We start from the raw sequence: 19,505 nt of genomic DNA on the forward strand, positions 1-19,505 counted from the left end.
TTTTCTTATTTAATATCTGCTGCAAAGCATCCAAGTGCTATTGAGTAGAGCTTTGATTCGTGGGTATCTGCTCTTGAAACAAGAACAATAGGGCACTTTGCTCCCATTATTATTCCTGCAGATTTTGCGTTTCCAAAATAGGTTAAGGATTTGCCAAGCATGTTTCCTGATTCAATGTTTGGAACAAGAAGTATGTCAGCATCTCCTGCAACTATGCTTTCAATTCCTTTGTGTTTTGCCGCTTCCTTTGATATTGCATTATCAAGAGCTAAAGGTCCGTCTATTATGCAGTCCTTAATCTGTCCCCTTTGGCTCATCTTTGAAAGATATGCTGCATCGAGGGTTGCCTGCATATCAGGATTTACAACCTCAACTGCGCAAAGAGGAGCAACCTTTACGGGGCTCACCCCGAGAGATTTTGCAACTTTTACGGCATTGTTTACTATTTGAACCTTTTGAGCTAAATCAGGATAAGTTACCATTCCTCCATCGGTTAAAAACAAAAGTTTGTGGTAGTTTTGAGTGCTATATACCATAACGTGGCTTAAAAGACCGCTTCCTCTAAGTCCAGTCTCCTTGTCAAGGACTGCCCTTAAAAGATCAGCTGTTGGAAGCAGGCCCTTCATTAAAAAGTCTGCATTTCCCTTTGCAACAAGGGATACGGCAACCTTTGCACTTTCCTGTAAGCTTTTAACATCAATTATTTCGTATTGGCTAAGGTCCATTGACAGACTTTGTGCAATATTCTCTATTTTTTCTTTATCTCCTACTAAAAGGGCATCAACAAAGCCAAGCTTTCTTGCAGAGTCTACGGCAAGAAGCACTTCTTCATCTTGAGCTGCTGCAACGGAAAGCCTCATTTTAGGCCTTTGTTTTGCGATTTCTAAAAGCTCATCAAAATTTTTAATCACTATTTTACCTCCTTAAAAATAAAAATATTCAGACTTTTGTATATAGTAGCACTCATACATTATTATTGTATCAAATAATGCTTATTTTTTGAATATAGTGTATGCATTTTAAAGCAAAAAAGCCTGCATTGCAGGCTATAGTCCAAATATGCTTATAAGTTTTATAACGTTTTTTGTGTCAACGTTGTTAAGGATTGCCTTTTTCACCCTCTCCTTTTCCTCGGGATTTAAACTTTTATAATCGCTTATAACTTTACCTGCCTCAGATTTATAAGGATAGGAAGGGTTTTTAGCAACCTCTCCTACAACGTTTTGTATAGTTTGAAGTATTTTTTTCTCCTTTGATGTTTTAACAGAGGATATGGCACCATTTAGCTGACTTTTAACTAAATAAAGCAATTTTTTGCTCTCATCAGCAGCGCTGTTTACATTAGTCTTGTTGCTTTGCAATGAATTGCTCTTTGAAGTACTGCTTTGAGAGTTTTTATTGTTTTTTGGAATGCTGCTTTGGTTAGTATTTATATTTTTTGCTGTTTTTTCATTTTCTTTTTCATTATTATTCGAAATCTTTAAATCCTTTTTTAATTCAATAACTATTTTTTTGTCTTTTATATATATTTTGTTTACATTAAATGGCACAAAATTATTGCTGATTATTATTTTATCCTCAACAACTTTAAAGTAATCATTAGAATATTCTTTAATGGAATTTATTAGTATACTCTTTGGTAATGCTAAATTTCCTAATTTAAATTTAGAGACATAAGCAATAAGGCCTTTATCGCTGTAATCAAGCTTTGCTGAGATATTAGGGTAAAAATTCTTCCCTTTGTAACTTGATTTTAAGCAAACATTTATATTTTCACCATCGATATAAAAATAACAGTCTTCTATTGAAATAATACCTTTATTAAACGGTTTTTTAAAGGCTTGAGTCATTATATTGTTTATAAGCTCCTCTGATATTTCAATGTTTCCTTCCTTATTATATGCTTTTGCGATTTCACCTAATATGTCTGCATTTTCTGTTTTAGGAACAAATTTATATCCTCCCTTTGAAAACGCTAAAGACAGCGGAAAAGCAATTAATGCCATTATTACTATAAATACGATTAAAATATTTTTTCTCATAAGGCACCTCTTTGGAGTATTTTAAATTCTTTATAATATTTAATAAATATGTTTCTATAATAATATTACTAAATTTTATTTATATCAAGTTAATTACAATATATTTCATATATTTGATTTAAGCTTATGGAATTGTTTTGTTGCAGCAGAATACAGGTTTTAATCTGTTTTATCATAATTTTTACCATAATAATTGTATATATTTATTGTACAAATGTGGCGTTATTAATTTACTAATATTGTAATTATTATTTGATTTATTTTTTAGTTTTGGTTTATAATATTTTTATAAAAATTACTAATTATTACATTTATATGCGCAGGTGATAAAATGTTTAAATATAAGGCAAATAAAGTAATCCTTACTATACTTTTAATAGCTGCAATTATTTCATCTATTGCAGGATATATTTATTCATCTTTTTTAGGGAAAATCAAAAAAGTTGAAATACCAAAGGATAATACTCCTCCTGAAATAATTGTAGAAGAGCCTAAGAAAGAAAAAAATAAAATTGATAAGGAAATAGTAAACATTTTATTTTTTGGACTTGACAGAAGAAATCCAAATGAAGCTTCAAGAACTGACTGTATAATGATTATATCTATAGATGAAAGCAGAAAAAAAATAAAAGCTTCATCTCTAATGAGGGATATGTATGTTCCAATATCAGGTAGGGAAAGCAACAGGATAAATGCGGCCTATGCTTTTGGTGGGGCGGATCTTGCTATTAAGACTGTAAATACTAATTTTGGACTTGATATCGATAAATTTGTTACTGTTGACTTTATAGGTCTTGAAAAATTAATCGATATGATTGGTGGAGTTGAAGTAAATGTATCTAAAGCTGAAGCAAAGATTTTAAACAGTTATATTAAGGAGTTAAATTATTTAAATAGCGAGGCAGCAGCTGCGCCATATATTAACTCAGGAATTAACTTATTAAATGGTAGACAGGCAGTTGCCTATTCAAGAATACGATATGTTGGAAACGGGGACTATGAAAGGACTCAAAGACAGCGGGAAGTATTGAATCAAATATTTAAAAAGCTAAAAGCACAGGGTATAACTAAAATCCCCTCAACAATCTCAAAGATGCTTCCCTACGTTGAAACAAACCTTTCAAATATGGAGATTTTAAATTTTGCTTTAGATGCTATGAAGTTTGATACAGAAAACATTGAGCAGTTTAGAGTACCTGTAGATGGTACATTCAAAAGCCAAAGCATAAGAGGGATGGCTGTTTTAGTCCCTGATTTAGAAGAGAATAAGAGAAGGCTAAAGGAATTTATATATGGCAAGTAGGTATATAAAAAGATTGGGGGACAGTTCACAAATTTTTGCCTTTAATTTTTTCGTTTTGGTTTAAACTTTTGAAATTTCACCTAAAAAAAATTTTAATCTATTGGTTATTTTGTTTTTTAAAAGTATTTTAGTGAACAGTTGACATATTGGGGTATAGTTCTGAGTTTTGAGGGACAGTTCATGTTTTTTGGGGACAGTTCACAAATTTTTCTTAATATAAAAAAGGGGGACAACCTCTATAAATTTTAAGGCTATCCCCCTGATATGCTGCAAATAAAGCAAAAATTTGTGAACTGTCCCTTGGCTTGTCCTATGCATCAAAATAAAGTTGGTATTCCAAAGGAGTAGGTACAGGAAGAACCTTCATTATTTCATTATTATATTTATACTCTATCCAATTTTTTATAAAATCCTCTGTAAATACTCCTCCCTGAAGCAAATATTCCTTATCATTGAAAAGTGCATTAAGTGCCTCTTCAAAATTCTTTGGCAGTGCCTTTATTTTATCCCTATCATCCTTAGGCAGCTCAAATACGTTTACATCATAGGGCCCATATCCTTCATCTCTTGGATCGATTTTGTTTACCATTCCATCAATTCCCGCCATAAGCATAGCTGAATAGGCAATATATGGATTGCAAGTGCCATCTGAAGGTCTAAATTCAAATCTCGTCTTTTGTGAATCTTTAATATATCCTGGTATTCTTATTACTGAACTTCTATTTGATGTTCCAAAACATATTGAAACAGGTGCTTCAAATCCAGGTACAAGCCTTTTATATGAGTTAGTACTTGGGTTTGTAAAAGCAAGAAGAGATGGGGCATGTTTTAATATTCCTCCTATAAAATATAGTGCTGTTTTGCTAAGATTTGAATATCCATCTTTATCATAAAATATGTTTTTTCCGTCCTTTTTCAAGAGCATATGTACATGCATACCGCTGCCTGCCTCACCAAAAATTGGTTTAGGCATGAAAGTTGCTGTTTTGCCGTGGAGAAGTGCTGTGTTTTTAATTATATATTTTGATAGAAGCGTTCTGTCAGCCATTGTAAGCATTTCCCCAAGCTCAACCTCTATTTCAAGCTGCCCTGCAGCACCTACCTCATGATGATGATATTTAACCGGAACACCCATCTCCTCAAGTTTTAAGCACATTTCTGACCTTATATCATTAGTTATGTCATAGGGAAGTGCTGCATGATATCCCCTTTGAAAAGGCATTTTATAGCCCTGATTGTATTCTTTATTGTTTGAATTCCAAGGGGCTTCTATTGAATCAATTAAAACCTCCTGATGGTTTCCCTTCACTTCATAGCTTATATGGTCAAATAAATAAAACTCGAACTCAGGACCTATTACATATTCTTCTGCTATATCTAAGGATTTTAGATGCTCCTGCGCTTTTTTTGCAATATACCTTGGATCACCCTCAAATCTTCTATTTTTCCCATTTGTTTCATATATATCGGCTATCATACTGAGTGTCGGAACTTCACAAAAAGGATCAACAAAAGCTGTTGCTACATCTGGAATAAAAATCATATCGCTTGCCTCTATAGCTGCATATCCATAGCTTGAACCGTCAAAGCCAATGCCGTCGGTAAATATTTTTTCGTTAAGCCTTGTTGAAGGTATAGATAAATGTCTCCATTTTCCGTCTAATGTCACAACTTTAAAATCAATTATTCTGATTTTTCTGTCATTTACAAAGCTAATAAGCTCATCATAATTTTTAAACATTTAAATCCCCCCATAGACAATAATATACAATTTTAGTATAGTCATTATTTTATATCAGGTCAATTAAGGAATTTGTGAACTGTCCCTCTTTTTTTTACAATCCATACATGGACTGATTTTACAGATGATTTACATGACAAATTTGGCTTTAGAACGGATTATCAAATAATTAATATGAAACAAATGAAAAAAATTTTTAAAGGCACGAAAAAATAAAGAACATTGTTCACTTTTTTAAAAAATACAAAAGCCTGACAGTCCTTGATAATCAATGGTTATACAGGCTTTTTGCTTCTCGAAACTGTCAAAGATGAGAAATTACTGCGCTTAAAAAACAGCGAATAAAATTTTTACAACTTAGGTCACCTTCTTTATAGTGAATTTTATTTCAAGTCGCCACTTTACACTTTTTTGAAAAAATTTGAGAACCGTCCCTAAATGTCTTGAAAATTTGTGAACTGTCCCTCATAATTTTAATTAAAATTTACAAAAACAAAGGAAAAAAGCCTTGCTTTTATAAATAACATGTGTAATATATTCATTATATTAAGTTAATTTTGGGGTGATTTTAATGGGAAGTTATGAGCATTATGATTCCGCAAGAAAAAAGGCTTTAAAGGAATATACTTCAAACATATCTAAAGGAAACATAGGTTATCTTCCTTCTCTTGAAGGTATTTTAAAGGATGTTGAAATAGTGTCTCAGGTTGAGCTTGGAACCTTTGAGATACCTCTTAAAAAGATTGTTGGTACCTATTCCCATGCTCGAAGTCTTGCCTTTGCTAAGAATTTTATGCCCCTTGTTGATAATGATTCTGAGTTTAAAGAAAAGTGGTCAAATCTATGCCAAATTCAGCTTGATGAAGGAATACGCGATCCTATAAAGGTATATGAATACATGAACTGGTTCTATGTTATTGAAGGGAATAAAAGGGTAAGCGTCCTCAAATATTTAGATGCATATTCTATAAGTGCAAGCATTACCCGTCTTATACCAAAGAAGAATCCTGATGACATTGATAACCAGATATATTATGAGTTTTTAGACTTTAACAATAAAACCAAACTTTATTCTATATGGTTTACTAAGAAAAAACGTTTTCCAAAGCTTTTAAAGCTTCTTGAAGATTATAACCCAAAGGATGCTATATTTAATAATAAATATAAGCATTTTGAAGCCTATGTGTATAATGTTTTTAGAAAGGTCTATCATGAACTTGGAGGGGATAACCTTCCTATTACAACTGGAGATGCTTTCTTAGAGTTTGCTAAAATTTATGGAATTTTAGATAAACTCGAGGAAGATAATATAAAAGTTCCTATAAAAGGGCTTATTAAAGAACTTGTTTCATATAAATCAAAAAGCGATATAGATATTTCATCAGACCCTGATGAGCTTCCATCTCCGGGACTTATTCAAACTCTAACCACTCTTATAAAACCCCATAAAATTCTTAAGATTGCCTTTGTTTATGCAAGAACAATTGAGGGTTCTGGCTGGACCTATGCCCATGAAATAGGCAGAAAATATCTTGAGGATAAATTAGCAGGTCAAGTTACAACAAGCTATGTTGAAATGGTTCCTGAGGGAGATGAGGCCTATGATGTTATAAAGAAACTATCCCTCGATGGCAATGATGTAATATTTACAACGAGCCCTGTTTTTAAAAACGCAACTATAAAATGCGCCCTTGAGCATCCTAATATTAGATATTTTAACTGTTCAGAGAGCAGGCCCTACGCTCATCTTTCTAATTATTATGGAAGAACCTATGAGTCAAGATTTTTAACTGGAATTATTGCCGGCTCCATGACTAAAACTAATATTATAGGATATTCTGCAACCTCTCCAAACCCTGAAGTTATAAGCGCAATAAATTCCTTTGCCCTTGGTGCTAAGATGGTAAACCCATATTGCAAGGTTTTAGTTTCCTGGACACGAGAATGGAACAGCCACGAAAAGTCCACAGGAGTTACTGAAAAACTTATTCATGAAGGTGCTGATATTATCTCAAACCTTGTTCTTACAATACCAAGAAAGGTTACAGCTAAATTTGGAGTTTACTCAATGCTCTGCAGCATAGATACGGAAAGCAAAATGCCTGATAAATATCTTGCAGCGCCAATATGGCACTGGGGCGTATTTTACGAGAAAATAGTAAACACAATACTTAATGATACTTTCAAAACAATAACCGATATGTTCAGCGAAAATGCAAAACTTATAAATTTTTATTGGGGACTTGCTTCAGGGGTACTCGACATATACTACTCTAAAACCCATGTACCCCTCGATACTCAAAAGCTTATTGAGCTTATGAAAAAAATGATAGCAAACAATGACTATCATCCTTTCACTGGACCTGTTTATGATAATAACGGAAATATAAGAATTGCATTCGATGAAACAGCATCCCATGAAGAAATACTTTCTATGAACTGGTATGCTGATAATGTGATTGCAGATGATTATATTTAATTTAACAAAGAGGCTGTCACAATTAATTTGTGTACCGCCTCTTTATTAAACTTACTAAACTTTATTATTTGATTTTTATATTTTAAATCATATTTTATAAATTTTTGTATCAATAGCTAAAGCTTTAGTAGGAATGGTTAGTGTGAAAATATTTCTTCTCCGCTTTTGGTGTCTCTGGGAAAGTTCCTAAAAAATGCCCCTATGAATTTTTTATTACAACATATAGTATATATAGACTTGGCGTTCATACAATAAATAGTATATTTTTGGTGAACATTATAATTTTTCGGAGGCCTCCCTATCACCGGAGATGGAGGATAGAGGTAAAAAATTCCATGTAATTAGCAAGTGACAAGCTTTTCATACATTCCTTGTAGCAATTGCTTAGTCACGGCTTGTTAATGTTCTTATAAAGTTAAGATTTATACATTTATGTTAAAAATTAATGTATAATTTATATTTCGCTTAATGCATAAACTACATTATATTAATAGTTTTATACTGATTTTACCATTGAATATACTTGATTTTCAAAACTTTTATTGATTTAGGAAAAACGAATCAGCATTTCTGTCTATTTTTTATAATCAATAACATAGTATCCGCAAGCGTTTATTATAGTTGTGTTATTATATTTCCTTATTCTTTCATTAATACCGTAGTTTAAATGCTGATGACCATGGAAATGGTATTTAGGAGAGTGCTTGTCTATTAAATCTCTAAAGCATTTAAATCCTCTATGACACAAATCTTCGCCATCGCCAAGCCCCTCAGCTGCAGCATGAGTTACAAGAATATCAAATCCTTTTTTTAAAAAAAGCTTCGTTTTCAGCTTAGAAATTCTTTTTTTCATAGCCTTTTCTGTATATTGATGGGAAGCATCTTTATATTTCATACTTCCTCCAAGCCCAATAATCCTTATTCCTTTATATATAATAAACTTTCCATCGATGCACTCACATCCCTCAGGGGGATTTATATCATAGTTTTGATCATGATTTCCAGGAACATAAAAAAGCGGGGCTTTTATAAATGTAACAAGAAATGATAGATATTCAGCTTTCAAATCTCCACAGGATATAATAAGCTCGATATCTTTAAACTTCTCTATGTCAAAGTAATCCCATAAATATTTAGATTCTATGTCTGATACCAATAGTATTTTCATATAAATCCTACTTTCCTTTGTCAAATATGCAAATACTATTATACTAAAAATTCTTGAAATATGACATAGAAAATGTAGAAATTTGTTTGAAAATTATAAATTGATATATTCATTTAAAGCGTTAACATCGGCAGCAGCCCAATCTATATTTAAAAGATTTTTGGCATAGTCCCAAATTATATCCTTATGCTCTTTCAATTTTATCTGTCCTGAAATTATATAACACACAAAGGGAATAAGCTCTATTGATATATTATCATAGTCATGTATATAGCTATTTAGCTTCTTTTTAATACCAATATTTATGTCAAGTTCCTCTTTTATTTCGCGCACTATGCATTCTTCAGCTTCTTCCCCTTCATTTACCTTTCCACCAGGGAATTCCCACTTTAAAGGAAGAATCATTCTTTCACTTCTCTGCGCCGCAAGTATTTTACCTTCATTTTCTATTATCGCACAGGCTACCTTTATTATCTTTTGTTCTTTTTCCATATTCAGCACCTCACAAAGTTAAATCTACATTTATATTATATATTCTCCCTTCTCATAAGTTAATATGGGGACAGTTCAGTTTTTTATGCTAACGGTATATTTTAAAAGGGTTGGGGGGTTAGGGGACGGTTCAGTTTTTTTTTATTCATTCGAGGATTTTTTTAAACTTTAAGGGCAGCCACTAAGGGTTAATTAGGGATTTAATTAGGGACAGTTCATTTTTTTAATGTTAAAAGAAAATAAGTTTATGTAATCTTAAAAATTCTATAATCATTACCGTTAACTATATTACTTTTTTATTTGTTTTAATCAGAACCACTGACTAAAAATTATATATAATTTCCTAATTTTTAGTTATTTAATGTATGCTTGTCCATATTTATTAAAATTTTTATCTGTTGCTATTTTGATTGTTTCTTACTTTTATGTTTGAAGTATTTTTTAGCAAGCCGATTTAATAAAATCACTTATTATGTTTTTATATTTTTCATTATTTTTGAATAGGCTAAACCCATAGGCACAAAGATGGGAAACTTGGGATGCTGTTATATTCCCCGCAAATGCACATATCTCTTTACAGCTTAAATTGCATAAGCTTCTCATTAAAAATATGCATAATGCTCTATAATCTTTTGAATCTTTTTTACCTTTCACGTGAAACATATCTGGAGTTATAGTTTTAGCATAATTCGCTACAAATTCAAGTACCTTTTGAGGCGCAAAATCTCTTACAAGTATCTTCCTTTCGCTTCTATATTCACTTCCATCTCCTTCAAACTCAACGATTTCCTTCATCTTAGGATCATTACACTTACCTACAAACTTTATGTATAATTCTCTTGCTCTTTTTATATCATAACTAAATTGTGTTAAAACAAAATAAGGATCGAGAATATTATATTTATCTTTAAAGAGCCCTAAATATATTCCCAAACTACTAAAGGGGTACTCCTGAATTTTTTCATGAAATTTTTTAATATCTTCAGGATTTTTATGTATATAGCCGGATAGTGTTACAAGATAAGCATTATCATCAACAATGATGCTTTTAAAACGATCAGCAAAAACATGACCATGTCTATCATATTTTTTATTGTAGTACTGTGCATAGCATTGATTTATAACATGCATAAATTTAGAAATATCGGCTCCATTGGAGTCGATTATAAAATGGGCATGATTATCCATAAGACAATATGCATAAATTTTAAATAAAAATATTTCCTTATAACGCTTCAAAAATTTCATGAAATTATCCTTATCCTCATCTTCTTTATATAAAATAGTATCTCCAACACTTTTAATCATAACATGATAAATGCTGTCAAAACTCTTTTGGCGAGCGGTCCTTGGCATTTTATCAACCTCCATAATATAATTTTACCTTCAAGATAAGTATTACCAATTATGGCGACAAGTATGCATTGCACCAAAAATATTGTTTAAATTTGTGAACTGTCCCTTACTTTTTAAACAATCACTAATAAATATTTTTATTGACATAAATTAAATCTACTACTATAATAATTTTATAATTATATAATTATTTCATTATATTATTGGGAGGTTTTCAAATGACAACTAATGACAAAAAAATTATTTTACTTGTTTTAGGTCTAATGGCTTTCTTAGCAAACGGTGACAATTATGCCGCAGCTCCATTAATTATAAACATTGCTAAAGACTTAAATTTAAATCTAACTACCGCCGCAATATCAGTTACCGCATATATGCTATCCTTTGGGTTATTTACAATTTTATTCGGACCATTAGGTGATAGATATGGGAAGACAAAAATTATAAATATTGCTGCATTCGGTACATCAATTTTCAGCATACTTGGTGCATTTGCCTTTAATCTACCCTCACTAATATTTTTCAGAGCAGTAAATGGTGCCTTTGGCGCTGGAATATTTCCAGTAACCATGGCACTTGTTGGTGAAATTTTTGAACAAAATGAAAGACAAAAATCTATAGGTAAAGTCATGGGCATGATGTTCTTAGGGGGGGCTTCTGCTACATTTATTGGAGGTATAATTGCTTATTTGGGCTCATGGAGAGCAGTTTATTTCATTTATGGCTTAGGTGAATTAATACTTTCAATTATTATGCTTAAAAAGCTGCCTAAAATTCCTGGAATAATAAATCACCTTGATTTAACTGGAGTTTATAAAAAAGCATTATCAAATTTTAAACTTATATCTGTCGTATCAACAATTATGCTTGTTGGTTTTAGCGTATTTGGTAGCTTTACCTATACAGGTAAATTTATTCAATCAAAAACTGGTTATAATATATTAATTGTTGGAATAATATTAACTTCATTTGGTATTGCAACAGTAGTAGGTGGCAGAATAGCTCCAAAACTAAAGAATAATCTTAAAAATAAATTTTTGTTAGTTTTAGGATTAATTGGTTCTATATCCCTATATCTATTTTCTCAAACCAACTCAACTTTACTTATAGTAATAGCTTTATTTGGATTTGGACTTGCTTTTGTTTCTCTTCAATCAACTTTAGTATCAACAGCACAAGAAACTATGCCAAGTCTAAGGGGTACTGCGATGTCTCTTGCATCCTTTAATATGTTTATTGGTGGTGCAATAGGTACGAGCATTAACGGAAAAATAATTAATCATTATAGCAACTTTAGTTATGTATTCATAGGTGCAGCTATTGCAATGCTCCTTGTCTCATTTATTGCAACTTATACAGTAAATAATGCACTAAAAAAATAAAAGCAGGCTTAAAACCTGCTTTTATTTATATTATGAATAACTTTTTAAATTATTTCTACATTATATAAATACTTAAATTTTGCAGCTTAAATTATAAAGAACTTATATATATTTGTGAACTGTCCCTATTATTTAATTAAACTCATATATCCTTATAACATTTTCAATACCATTAACAGAATTTAAAGTCTTTATTTTTTCTAACGAATCTACTATATTCCCATATTTTGCATCATGAGTCACAAATACAAGATTAACTTTATGCTCTGCAAATACATCTTGTGTAACAGATAATATACTAATATTATGTTGCCCAAATATATTTGCTATTTGTCCTAATACTCCTGCCTGATCTTTAACATCAAGTCTAATATAGTATTTTGATATAAATTCCTTAGACTGTTTTATTGGCATTTTGCTGCTATTTACTTCATAATTAAAATTATATGGTACATCAAAATTATTCCTTATTATAGAAATAATATCGCTAACAACAGCACTTCCAGTTGGTAAATCCCCTGCACCTCTTCCACAAAGGAGTAAATCTCCAACAGCATTACCTTTTATAAAAATCGCATTAAAAGAGTCTCCTACATTTGCAATAGGGTGATTTTTTTCTACCATTGCTGGATGAACCCTAAGTTCGAGGTTGTCCTCTTCCTTTGCTATTGCTAAAAGCTTAATAACATAACCAAATCTTTTTGCATATTCAATATCAACAGCCTTGATTCTACCAATTCCCTCTCTATAAATTGAATTTATATCAACAGATGTATTAAAAGAAAGGGAAGCCATAATTGCAAGCTTATATACAGCATCAAAACCTTCAACATCAGATGTAGGATCTGCCTCGGCATATCCAAGATTTTGCGCCTGTTTTAAAGCCTCTTCAAATTCCAATCCCTCATCAGTCATTTTTGTTAATATATAATTCGTAGTACCATTTACAATTCCTGTTATTTCCTTAATCTTGTTTGCTGTAAGGCTTTCATTTATTCCTTTTATAATAGGAATTCCCCCGCCTACGCTTGCTTCATAATAAATCATAACATTATTTTCATTCACAGCCTTAAAAATTTCATCCGCAAAGCTTGCAACAACAAGCTTATTTGCAGTAACAATATGTTTCTTGCACTCTGCAGCCTTTATTATATATTCCTTTGCAGGATGCGCCCCCCCAATCAGCTCAACAATAATTTTTATTTCCTCATCATAAAAAATATCATCAGAATTCGTCGTTAAAATTTCCTTTGGCACATCCACACACCTTTTTTTATTAATGTCCTTAACAAGTATTTTTTTAATTTCTATCTCATATCCGCACTTTGATATTATTTCATCCATATTTGAATTTAATATTTTCCATACACCTTGTCCAACTGTTCCAAATCCCAAAAGCCCTATTTTAATTTTTTTCATATTTATCATCCTCTCATAAAATTTGGGGACAGTTCTGTTTTTTTTGCAATATATCGTTAATTAAAAATGTTACCCTTGATCATCGTCCGTTAATTGTTAACAAATTTTAACATTATCTTATGCATTAAATTAATAAATATCAAATTTAAAAGAATATGCTTTCTTAAACATTAAATATTTGTGAACTGTCACTGTTTTCTTTAATATTTTCTATAAACAAAATCCAAACAATTTATCTTAATTTGATACTCTCTTCATTACATCTTTCATTTGTTTTAAAATTTCTGCTCTATTAATATAAATAAATTTGTGAGCTGTCCCTATTCTTCCTTTAATTATTATACTTGTCCTACTGAAAATAATACTGAACTGTCCCTTAGCTTGTCCTTAGGCTTACACCCATCCTCGCTGCAAAATATCTCATGCAGTGCATTCACCGCCTTTTTTGCATCCTCCTCCTTCATAAGGCACCAAATAGTAGTATGGGAGTCTGCGGTTTGAAGCACTTTTATGTTCTCCTCTCTTAAGACCTTTAATATTTTTGCCATAATTCCCGGTATGCCCCTCATTCTATTCCCTACGACCGCCACTTTGCTGCATCCTCCTATAATATTATATTTAAGCCCGAACTCATTAAAAATCTCCCTAACCATACTTTCATCGCTCTCGTTTATTGTAAATACCTTCTTTTCGGGAAATATGTTTATAAAATCAATGCTTATGTTGTTTTTAGAAAGTAAATCGAGAACCTCATCATCTTCGCAATTTATAGTAACCTGAGATATTTTATTTACACAGGTTATACCCGTAATTACATTATCTCTTTCAGATATGCAGTTTGAGATTATTGTTCCCTTTGCATCCGTTAGAGTATTTTTTATAATAAGAGGCACATTCCCCTTCATGGCATATTCAACCGCCCTCGGGTGAATCACCTTCGCCCCTTCCTGTGCAAGCTTGAACACCTCGTTATAGCTTATTTCATCTATAATCCTCGCATCCTTAACAATATTAGGATCCGCAGTCATAATACCATCAACATCGGTATAAATCTCAACACATTCAGCATTAAGTGCAGCTCCTAAAACCGCTCCTGTAACATCGCTTCCTCCCCTTCCGAGAGTAGTAAAATCTCCATCCCTGCTTATCCCCTGAAATCCTGTAACGATTGGGATGACACCTTTTTCTAAAATTTTTAATATCTCATCGGTTTTAACCTCTAATATATCTGCATTTCCATAATTTTCATCGGTCAAAATTCCAGCCCGTCCCCCTGTCAGCACCCTTGCCTCATAACCTCTTGCTGCAAAAACATCCGAAAGAACAACCGATGATATTATCTCTCCGCAGCACATTAAAAGGTCAAGCTCTCTTCTATTTAAAAAATCTCTTTCACTTATTAAAGATAAGAGAGTATCTGTTGCATAAGGATCTCCCTTTCTTCCGATGGCCGAAACCACAACAACAGGGCTAAAACCCCTTTCTATCGCTTCTATAACCCTGTCAGCCACCATTTCACGCCTTTTAGATGTTGAAACTGATGTCCCTCCAAACTTTTGAACGATTATCTTCATACCCATCCTCCCTTCAATTTCTTATAACCATTGCTCCTTTTGTATCTATTTTAAGCTCTTTAACATCCCACTTTTTATTTATGCTTTTTAAAAATTCTTTCATGCAATTAGAAAAGTTCTGATTCTCTTCCCTTAAAACTGCCATAATCGTTGGCCCTGCGCCGCTCAAAAAAGCTCCTTCAGCTCCAAAATCATAGCATTTTTTAATAACATCCTCATAATTTTCAATCAGGCTTCCCCTATATATCTGGTGCATTCTGTCGTCAATGCCATGCTTTATTAAATCAAAATTTCCGTTTATAAGAGATGATATTAAAAGTGCCGTTCTTGAAAGATTATATACACCATCATTATAGGATATTGTCTTTGGAAGCACCTGCCTTGCCCTTTCAGTTGAAAGCTTAAAATCAGGTATTACAGCACAGAATTTCAATCCTTCACAGATATTTATTTTATCAAATACAACATCCCCGCTCTTCATAATTGAAGCCGTCATTCCCCCTGTAACTGCAGGAGTTGTATTATCGGGATGGCCCTCTATTTTTGCGCAGATATTTACTATATCATATGTGTTTAGTCCAGCCTTTGAAATCTCGTTTGCTGCAATAACTCCTCCCACAATGCATGAAGCGCTGCTTCCAAGTCCTCTCGAAACGGGTATGTCTCCCCCTATTTCTATTTTTAAGCCTTTTGCCTTATATCCTATTATTTCAAAGGTTTTAACCATAGATTTATAAAATAAATTATCCTCATTTTTAAACTCTTCATCGCACCCTGATATTTCAAGTCCATGTTCTATCTCCTCAGCTTTAAAGCTGTTATACATATTAAGTGCAAGACCTAAGCAGTCAAAACCAGGACCTATATTTGCGCTGGTTGCTGGAACCCTAACCTCTATCATACTACTCAACCCCCAGAAATCTTTTTACTACATCCTTCATTTCATTTTTATCGCAGAATAATTCATGAATTATTTCTTTATTTTTAAGTTCCTTAATATTCTTTGGTACTTCAATCTCTGTAACCTTTGACAATAACTCTAATGTGTTAAATTCATCTATATTTTCAGCATTAACCTTTAGAGCTTTTAAAACGCTTTTACCAAACTTGTATGGACTTGCTGTTGAGGCTATAATAGTTTTTCTTAAATCAAAAGTATCCTTTACATATTTTTTATAAACATCGCAGGCAACAGCAGTATGGGTATCCATTAAATATTTATAGGATTTATAAATCTCATGAATTGAATATAAAACCTCATCCTCCATTGCAAACCCCGAATAAAACTCTAAAAGGCTTTGTTTCATTCTATCGTTAATTTCATATTCCTTTTCCTTACTTAAGCTTTCCATAAGACTTTTAACTACTTTATCATCCCTTCCGCTTATTTCGTATAAAAGCCTTTCAAGGTTGCTTGATATTAATATATCCATCGATGGAGAATTTGTAAGCTTAAAATTTCTTTTTATATCATATATTCCTGTTTTAAAGAAATCATAAAGTACATTGTTCTCATTAGAAGCACATATAAGTTTATTAATTTTAAGTCCCATCCTCTTTGCATAATATGCTGCAAGTATATTCCCAAAGTTCCCCGTTGGAACAACAATGTTAATGCTGTCTTGTGAGGTTATTTCATTTCTTCTTAAAAGCTCTAAATATCCATAAAAATAGTAAACTATCTGTGGAAGGAGCCTGCCTATGTTTATTGAATTTGCTGAAGATAATATATATCCATTTTTGTTAAGATAATCATTAAAATCCCTGTCATTAAATATATCCTTAACTTTTCCCTGAGCATCATCAAAATTTCCTTTAACCGCACAGACAAAGGTGTTATCTCCTTCCTGCGTTACCATCTGCATCTTTTGAATATCGCTTACCCCGTTTTCAGGATAGAAAACTATTATTTTTGTACCCTCAACCTTTGAAAAGGCTTCGAGGGCAGCCTTTCCTGTATCCCCAGAGGTTGCAGTGAGTATTACAACTTCCTTATCTATGTTATTCTTTTTCATAGAAACCTTTAATATATGCGGAAGAAGTGAAAGTGCCATATCTTTAAAAGCAAGAGTTGGTCCATGATAGAGCTCAAGGAAATTCATATTATCGCATCTTGAAAGGGATATTATTGATTGTTTGTTAAATTTTTTATCGTACGCCCTTTCAATGCAGTCTATAAGCTCTTCATCTTCAAAATCCGTTAAGAATTTCTTTAGTATATAAAAGCATAACTGCTTATAGTTCATATTTTTAAGTTCATCTATGGATTTATCAATTTCAGGTATATTATCTGGTACATAAAGCCCTCCATCCTCGGCAATTCCCTTTATAATCGCTAAGCTCGATGTAATAAGATTTTTATCTCCTCTTGTGCTCTTGTAATACATAATAACCCTCCTTTATTGTTAATAAAATTCTCACTTAATAATAAAAAAGCTCCCGTCCCTAAAAGGGACGAGAGCATATACTCCCGCGGTTCCACCCAGATTGGCAAAGCCCACTTTATGCCTTAACGCGGCAAACGTCAGCCTCTACTTCATTCAAAGCCGCACTCGCAGGTGGTTTTCAATCGTCCATGCTAAGGAAACCTCTCAGCCGCTGAGTCTCCATCTCTTTTAGCTGGGTATGATTTACTCGTCCTGCTCATCGTTTTATTCATATGTTTCTTTACTATAAAATTTTTATTTAAGAAAACATAAATTGCTATAAAATACTTCATAAAGTATTTAAATTTTTTTAAGTGCATACTGCTATTATAATTTCATGAGTTTAACAGCAGCTAATATAAATCAAAAAGCTCCCGTCCCTTAAAGGGACGAGAGCATATACTCCCGCGGTTCCACCCAGATTGGCAAAGCCCACTTTATGCCTTAACGCGGCAAACGTCAGCCTCTACTTCATTCAAAGCCGCACTCGCAGGTGGTTTTCAATCGTCCATGCTAAGGAAACCTCTCAGCCGCTGAGTCTCCATCTCTTTTAGCTGGGCCTGATTTACTCGTCCTGCTCATCGTTTTGATAACAATTTGAATAATTATTACTTTTATTGTATTTTATAATTTTAAATTACTAAAGTCAACAGTTAAAATGTTAATTATTCTTAATATATTTTTAATTATATTTGTGAACTGTCCATGAGTTTCTTTTGGATTTATTTGGATTCAGAGGGACAGTTCACAAATTTTTTGCATTTTAAATTTGAATTCTATATAAAATTAGGGTATTTTTTGAAACTTAATTATTCGCTATTGATATGCTTTTGTTAAAATTTATATAAGGCTTGTCCTACTAATTAAGTTTATAGTGGGTCTTGTAGTAAAGTTAATTTTTGATTTCATACTTACTGAGTCTGTATACAAGTTACCCTTTAATATTATTATTTTCACAATTAATCTCGGCTGTTTTTCCTTTTTTAAGATATACTGACCAATATGCAAGGCCTACAAAAACTGTTCCTCCTATTATATTCCCGATTGTTACAGGAAGAAGGTTTTTTATAAAAAAATTCCCCCAATTCAAGCTGCTTATTTTATCTAAAGATAGATGGGATGCTTGTACCCAATTTTCATTTGATTTAGCAAGTATACCAGCAGGTATATAATACATATTTGCAATGCTATGTTCAAAGCCCGAGGTTACAAAAAGCCATATTGGGAAAAAAATAGATAAAATTTTGCCTGATACATCCTTTGCAGCATAGGACATCCAAACTGCAAGGCATACAAGAAAGTTGCACATCATTCCAAGAATAATAGCTTGACTAAATGTAAGTCCAATTTTGCTTGAGGCTATTTTAATAGTTACCCCTCCAAGAAGATTAGAGCCGCTATTTAATAAACCAGAGTAAACTATCATAAAAGCAACCAATAAAGCACCAAGGAAATTACCTAAATATACATAAGTCCAATTTCTAAGCATTTTAGATATTTTAATTTTTCTATCAAGAACTCCAACTATTATAAGCATGTTTCCGGTGAATAATTCCCCTCCAGCAATAATAACAAGCATGAGTCCAGTTCCAAATAATGCGCCCGAAAGCGCTTTACCAATCCCATAGGTTTCAGGTTTAGATAAAAGATTAAAGGCGGCTGAATTAGAGCCTGCTGATGCAAAAGCTATAAATGAGCCTGCAAGAATACCCAGAATAAACAAATCTAATGCCTTTGATGATGTTTTCTTTATTCCTGTTTCAACAGCAAATTCTGCAATTTCCTTTGGAATCAGTATTTTCTTTTCCACATTAACTCCCCCATTCTGCTGCTCACATATACAGCACAAAAATAAATCAAATTTCTTATCATTAATTTAGTAAAAAACAGTAATACGCGATAAAAATTATATTTTAGTTTATAAACAATCTAAATTAAGCGTAATATAGCAAATATTTGCAAGCACAATTATTATATCACAATATTCTGACAATGTCATATGATCCTATTGGCTCTAAAAAATGTAAATATTCTTCTTCATTTTATAAAATATTTAGATTTTTGGGGACAGTTCACAAATTTTTTGAAGCTATTTTAAATTTATAATAAAAATTTAGGGGGAC

The 19,505-nt window shown here is 32.2% G+C and carries 14 protein-coding genes and 2 other annotated features; of the genes, 3 read left to right on the forward strand and 11 right to left on the reverse strand.

What is annotated here, in order from left to right; translation table 11 throughout:
• Positions 1–5: 5 nt before the first annotated feature.
• Positions 6–911, reverse strand: coding sequence for a phosphate butyryltransferase (ptb, locus tag B5D15_RS07275; RefSeq protein ID WP_078696469.1), 906 nt, complete (start codon positions 909–911; stop codon positions 6–8).
• Between the two features lie 135 nt (positions 912–1,046).
• Positions 1,047–2,042 (reverse strand): hypothetical protein, encoded by a 996-nt coding sequence (locus tag B5D15_RS07280; RefSeq protein WP_078696470.1) that lies wholly within the window; start codon positions 2,040–2,042, stop codon positions 1,047–1,049.
• Between the two features lie 331 nt (positions 2,043–2,373).
• Here B5D15_RS07280 and B5D15_RS07285 point away from each other — a divergent pair, with 331 nt between their 5' ends.
• Positions 2,374–3,345 carry an LCP family protein gene (locus B5D15_RS07285; protein ID WP_078696471.1) on the forward strand — a complete coding sequence of 324 codons (972 nt, stop codon included), beginning with the start codon at positions 2,374–2,376 and terminating at the stop codon, positions 3,343–3,345.
• 310 nt (positions 3,346–3,655) lie between these two features.
• On the opposite strand, the gene glnA is transcribed toward B5D15_RS07285, so the two are convergent.
• Entirely contained in the window at positions 3,656–5,086 is a 1,431-nt protein-coding gene (gene glnA, locus B5D15_RS07290; RefSeq protein ID WP_078696472.1) for a type I glutamate--ammonia ligase, read from the reverse strand.
• Between the two features lie 571 nt (positions 5,087–5,657).
• Here glnA and B5D15_RS07295 point away from each other — a divergent pair.
• Entirely contained in the window at positions 5,658–7,565 is a 1,908-nt protein-coding gene (locus B5D15_RS07295; protein ID WP_078696473.1) for a BMP family ABC transporter substrate-binding protein, read from the forward strand.
• Positions 7,566–8,139: 574 nt separating this feature from the next.
• Here the strand turns inward: B5D15_RS07295 and B5D15_RS07300 are convergent.
• The 3 genes from B5D15_RS07300 to B5D15_RS07310 all read right to left on the reverse strand — a co-directional run bounded on the left by B5D15_RS07300 (position 8,140) and on the right by B5D15_RS07310 (position 10,581).
• A complete protein-coding gene (locus B5D15_RS07300; RefSeq protein ID WP_078696474.1) occupies positions 8,140–8,733 on the reverse strand; it encodes a metallophosphoesterase family protein in 594 nt (197 codons plus the stop codon).
• 93 nt (positions 8,734–8,826) lie between these two features.
• Positions 8,827–9,225 carry a (deoxy)nucleoside triphosphate pyrophosphohydrolase gene (locus B5D15_RS07305; protein WP_207651456.1) on the reverse strand — a complete coding sequence of 133 codons (399 nt, stop codon included), beginning with the start codon at positions 9,223–9,225 and terminating at the stop codon, positions 8,827–8,829.
• Positions 9,226–9,666: 441 nt separating this feature from the next.
• Positions 9,667–10,581, reverse strand: coding sequence for a transposase (locus tag B5D15_RS07310; protein ID WP_078696475.1), 915 nt, complete (start codon positions 10,579–10,581; stop codon positions 9,667–9,669).
• 218 nt (positions 10,582–10,799) lie between these two features.
• Here B5D15_RS07310 and B5D15_RS07315 point away from each other — a divergent pair, with 218 nt between their 5' ends.
• The gene (locus tag B5D15_RS07315; RefSeq protein WP_078696476.1) at positions 10,800–11,963 is read left to right on the forward strand and encodes an MFS transporter; all 1,164 of its coding nucleotides are present in this window, start codon (positions 10,800–10,802) and stop codon (positions 11,961–11,963) included.
• A gap of 132 nt (positions 11,964–12,095) precedes the next feature.
• Here the strand turns inward: B5D15_RS07315 and B5D15_RS07320 are convergent, their stop codons facing one another.
• The 5 genes from B5D15_RS07320 to B5D15_RS07340 form a co-directional block, all read right to left on the reverse strand.
• On the reverse strand, positions 12,096–13,382 hold the full coding sequence (locus B5D15_RS07320; RefSeq protein ID WP_078696477.1) for a homoserine dehydrogenase: 1,287 nt from the start codon (positions 13,380–13,382) through the stop codon (positions 12,096–12,098).
• Positions 13,383–13,720: 338 nt separating this feature from the next.
• Positions 13,721–14,956: an aspartate kinase gene (gene dapG / locus B5D15_RS07325; RefSeq protein WP_078696478.1), complete on the reverse strand. Its 1,236-nt coding sequence runs from the start codon at positions 14,954–14,956 to the stop codon at positions 13,721–13,723.
• A 13-nt stretch (positions 14,957–14,969) separates the two neighbouring features.
• Positions 14,970–15,857, reverse strand: a complete 888-nt coding sequence (gene thrB, locus B5D15_RS07330; RefSeq protein WP_078696479.1) for a homoserine kinase — start codon at positions 15,855–15,857, stop codon at positions 14,970–14,972.
• Position 15,858: 1 nt separating this feature from the next.
• The gene (thrC, locus tag B5D15_RS07335; RefSeq protein ID WP_078696480.1) at positions 15,859–17,343 is read right to left on the reverse strand and encodes a threonine synthase; all 1,485 of its coding nucleotides are present in this window, start codon (positions 17,341–17,343) and stop codon (positions 15,859–15,861) included.
• A 60-nt stretch (positions 17,344–17,403) separates the two neighbouring features.
• Positions 17,404–17,612: a binding site (T-box leader), on the reverse strand.
• 152 nt (positions 17,613–17,764) lie between these two features.
• Positions 17,765–17,973, reverse strand: a binding site (T-box leader).
• 340 nt (positions 17,974–18,313) lie between these two features.
• Entirely contained in the window at positions 18,314–19,192 is an 879-nt protein-coding gene (locus B5D15_RS07340) for a formate/nitrite transporter family protein (RefSeq protein ID WP_078696481.1), read from the reverse strand.
• Positions 19,193–19,505: the final 313 nt, after the last annotated feature.

Source organism: Caloramator quimbayensis, assembly GCF_900167605.1.
Taxonomy (GTDB): domain Bacteria; phylum Bacillota; class Clostridia; order Clostridiales; family Caloramatoraceae; genus Caloramator_B; species Caloramator_B quimbayensis.

Excerpts from the sequence above, each read along its gene's own strand:
- B5D15_RS07280 (WP_078696470.1), bottom strand. The coding sequence starts at position 2,042 with ATGAGAAAAAATATTTTAATCGTATTTATAGTAATAATGGCATTAATT.
- B5D15_RS07285 (WP_078696471.1), top strand. The coding sequence starts at position 2,374 with ATGTTTAAATATAAGGCAAATAAAGTAATCCTTACTATACTTTTAATA.
- glnA (WP_078696472.1), bottom strand. The coding sequence starts at position 5,086 with ATGTTTAAAAATTATGATGAGCTTATTAGCTTTGTAAATGACAGAAAA.
- B5D15_RS07295 (WP_078696473.1), top strand. The coding sequence starts at position 5,658 with ATGGGAAGTTATGAGCATTATGATTCCGCAAGAAAAAAGGCTTTAAAG.
- B5D15_RS07300 (WP_078696474.1), bottom strand. The coding sequence starts at position 8,733 with ATGAAAATACTATTGGTATCAGACATAGAATCTAAATATTTATGGGAT.
- B5D15_RS07305 (WP_207651456.1), bottom strand. The coding sequence starts at position 9,225 with ATGGAAAAAGAACAAAAGATAATAAAGGTAGCCTGTGCGATAATAGAA.
- B5D15_RS07310 (WP_078696475.1), bottom strand. The coding sequence starts at position 10,581 with ATGCCAAGGACCGCTCGCCAAAAGAGTTTTGACAGCATTTATCATGTT.
- B5D15_RS07315 (WP_078696476.1), top strand. The coding sequence starts at position 10,800 with ATGACAACTAATGACAAAAAAATTATTTTACTTGTTTTAGGTCTAATG.
- B5D15_RS07320 (WP_078696477.1), bottom strand. The coding sequence starts at position 13,382 with ATGAAAAAAATTAAAATAGGGCTTTTGGGATTTGGAACAGTTGGACAA.
- dapG (WP_078696478.1), bottom strand. The coding sequence starts at position 14,956 with ATGAAGATAATCGTTCAAAAGTTTGGAGGGACATCAGTTTCAACATCT.
- thrB (WP_078696479.1), bottom strand. The coding sequence starts at position 15,857 with ATGATAGAGGTTAGGGTTCCAGCAACCAGCGCAAATATAGGTCCTGGT.
- thrC (WP_078696480.1), bottom strand. The coding sequence starts at position 17,343 with ATGTATTACAAGAGCACAAGAGGAGATAAAAATCTTATTACATCGAGC.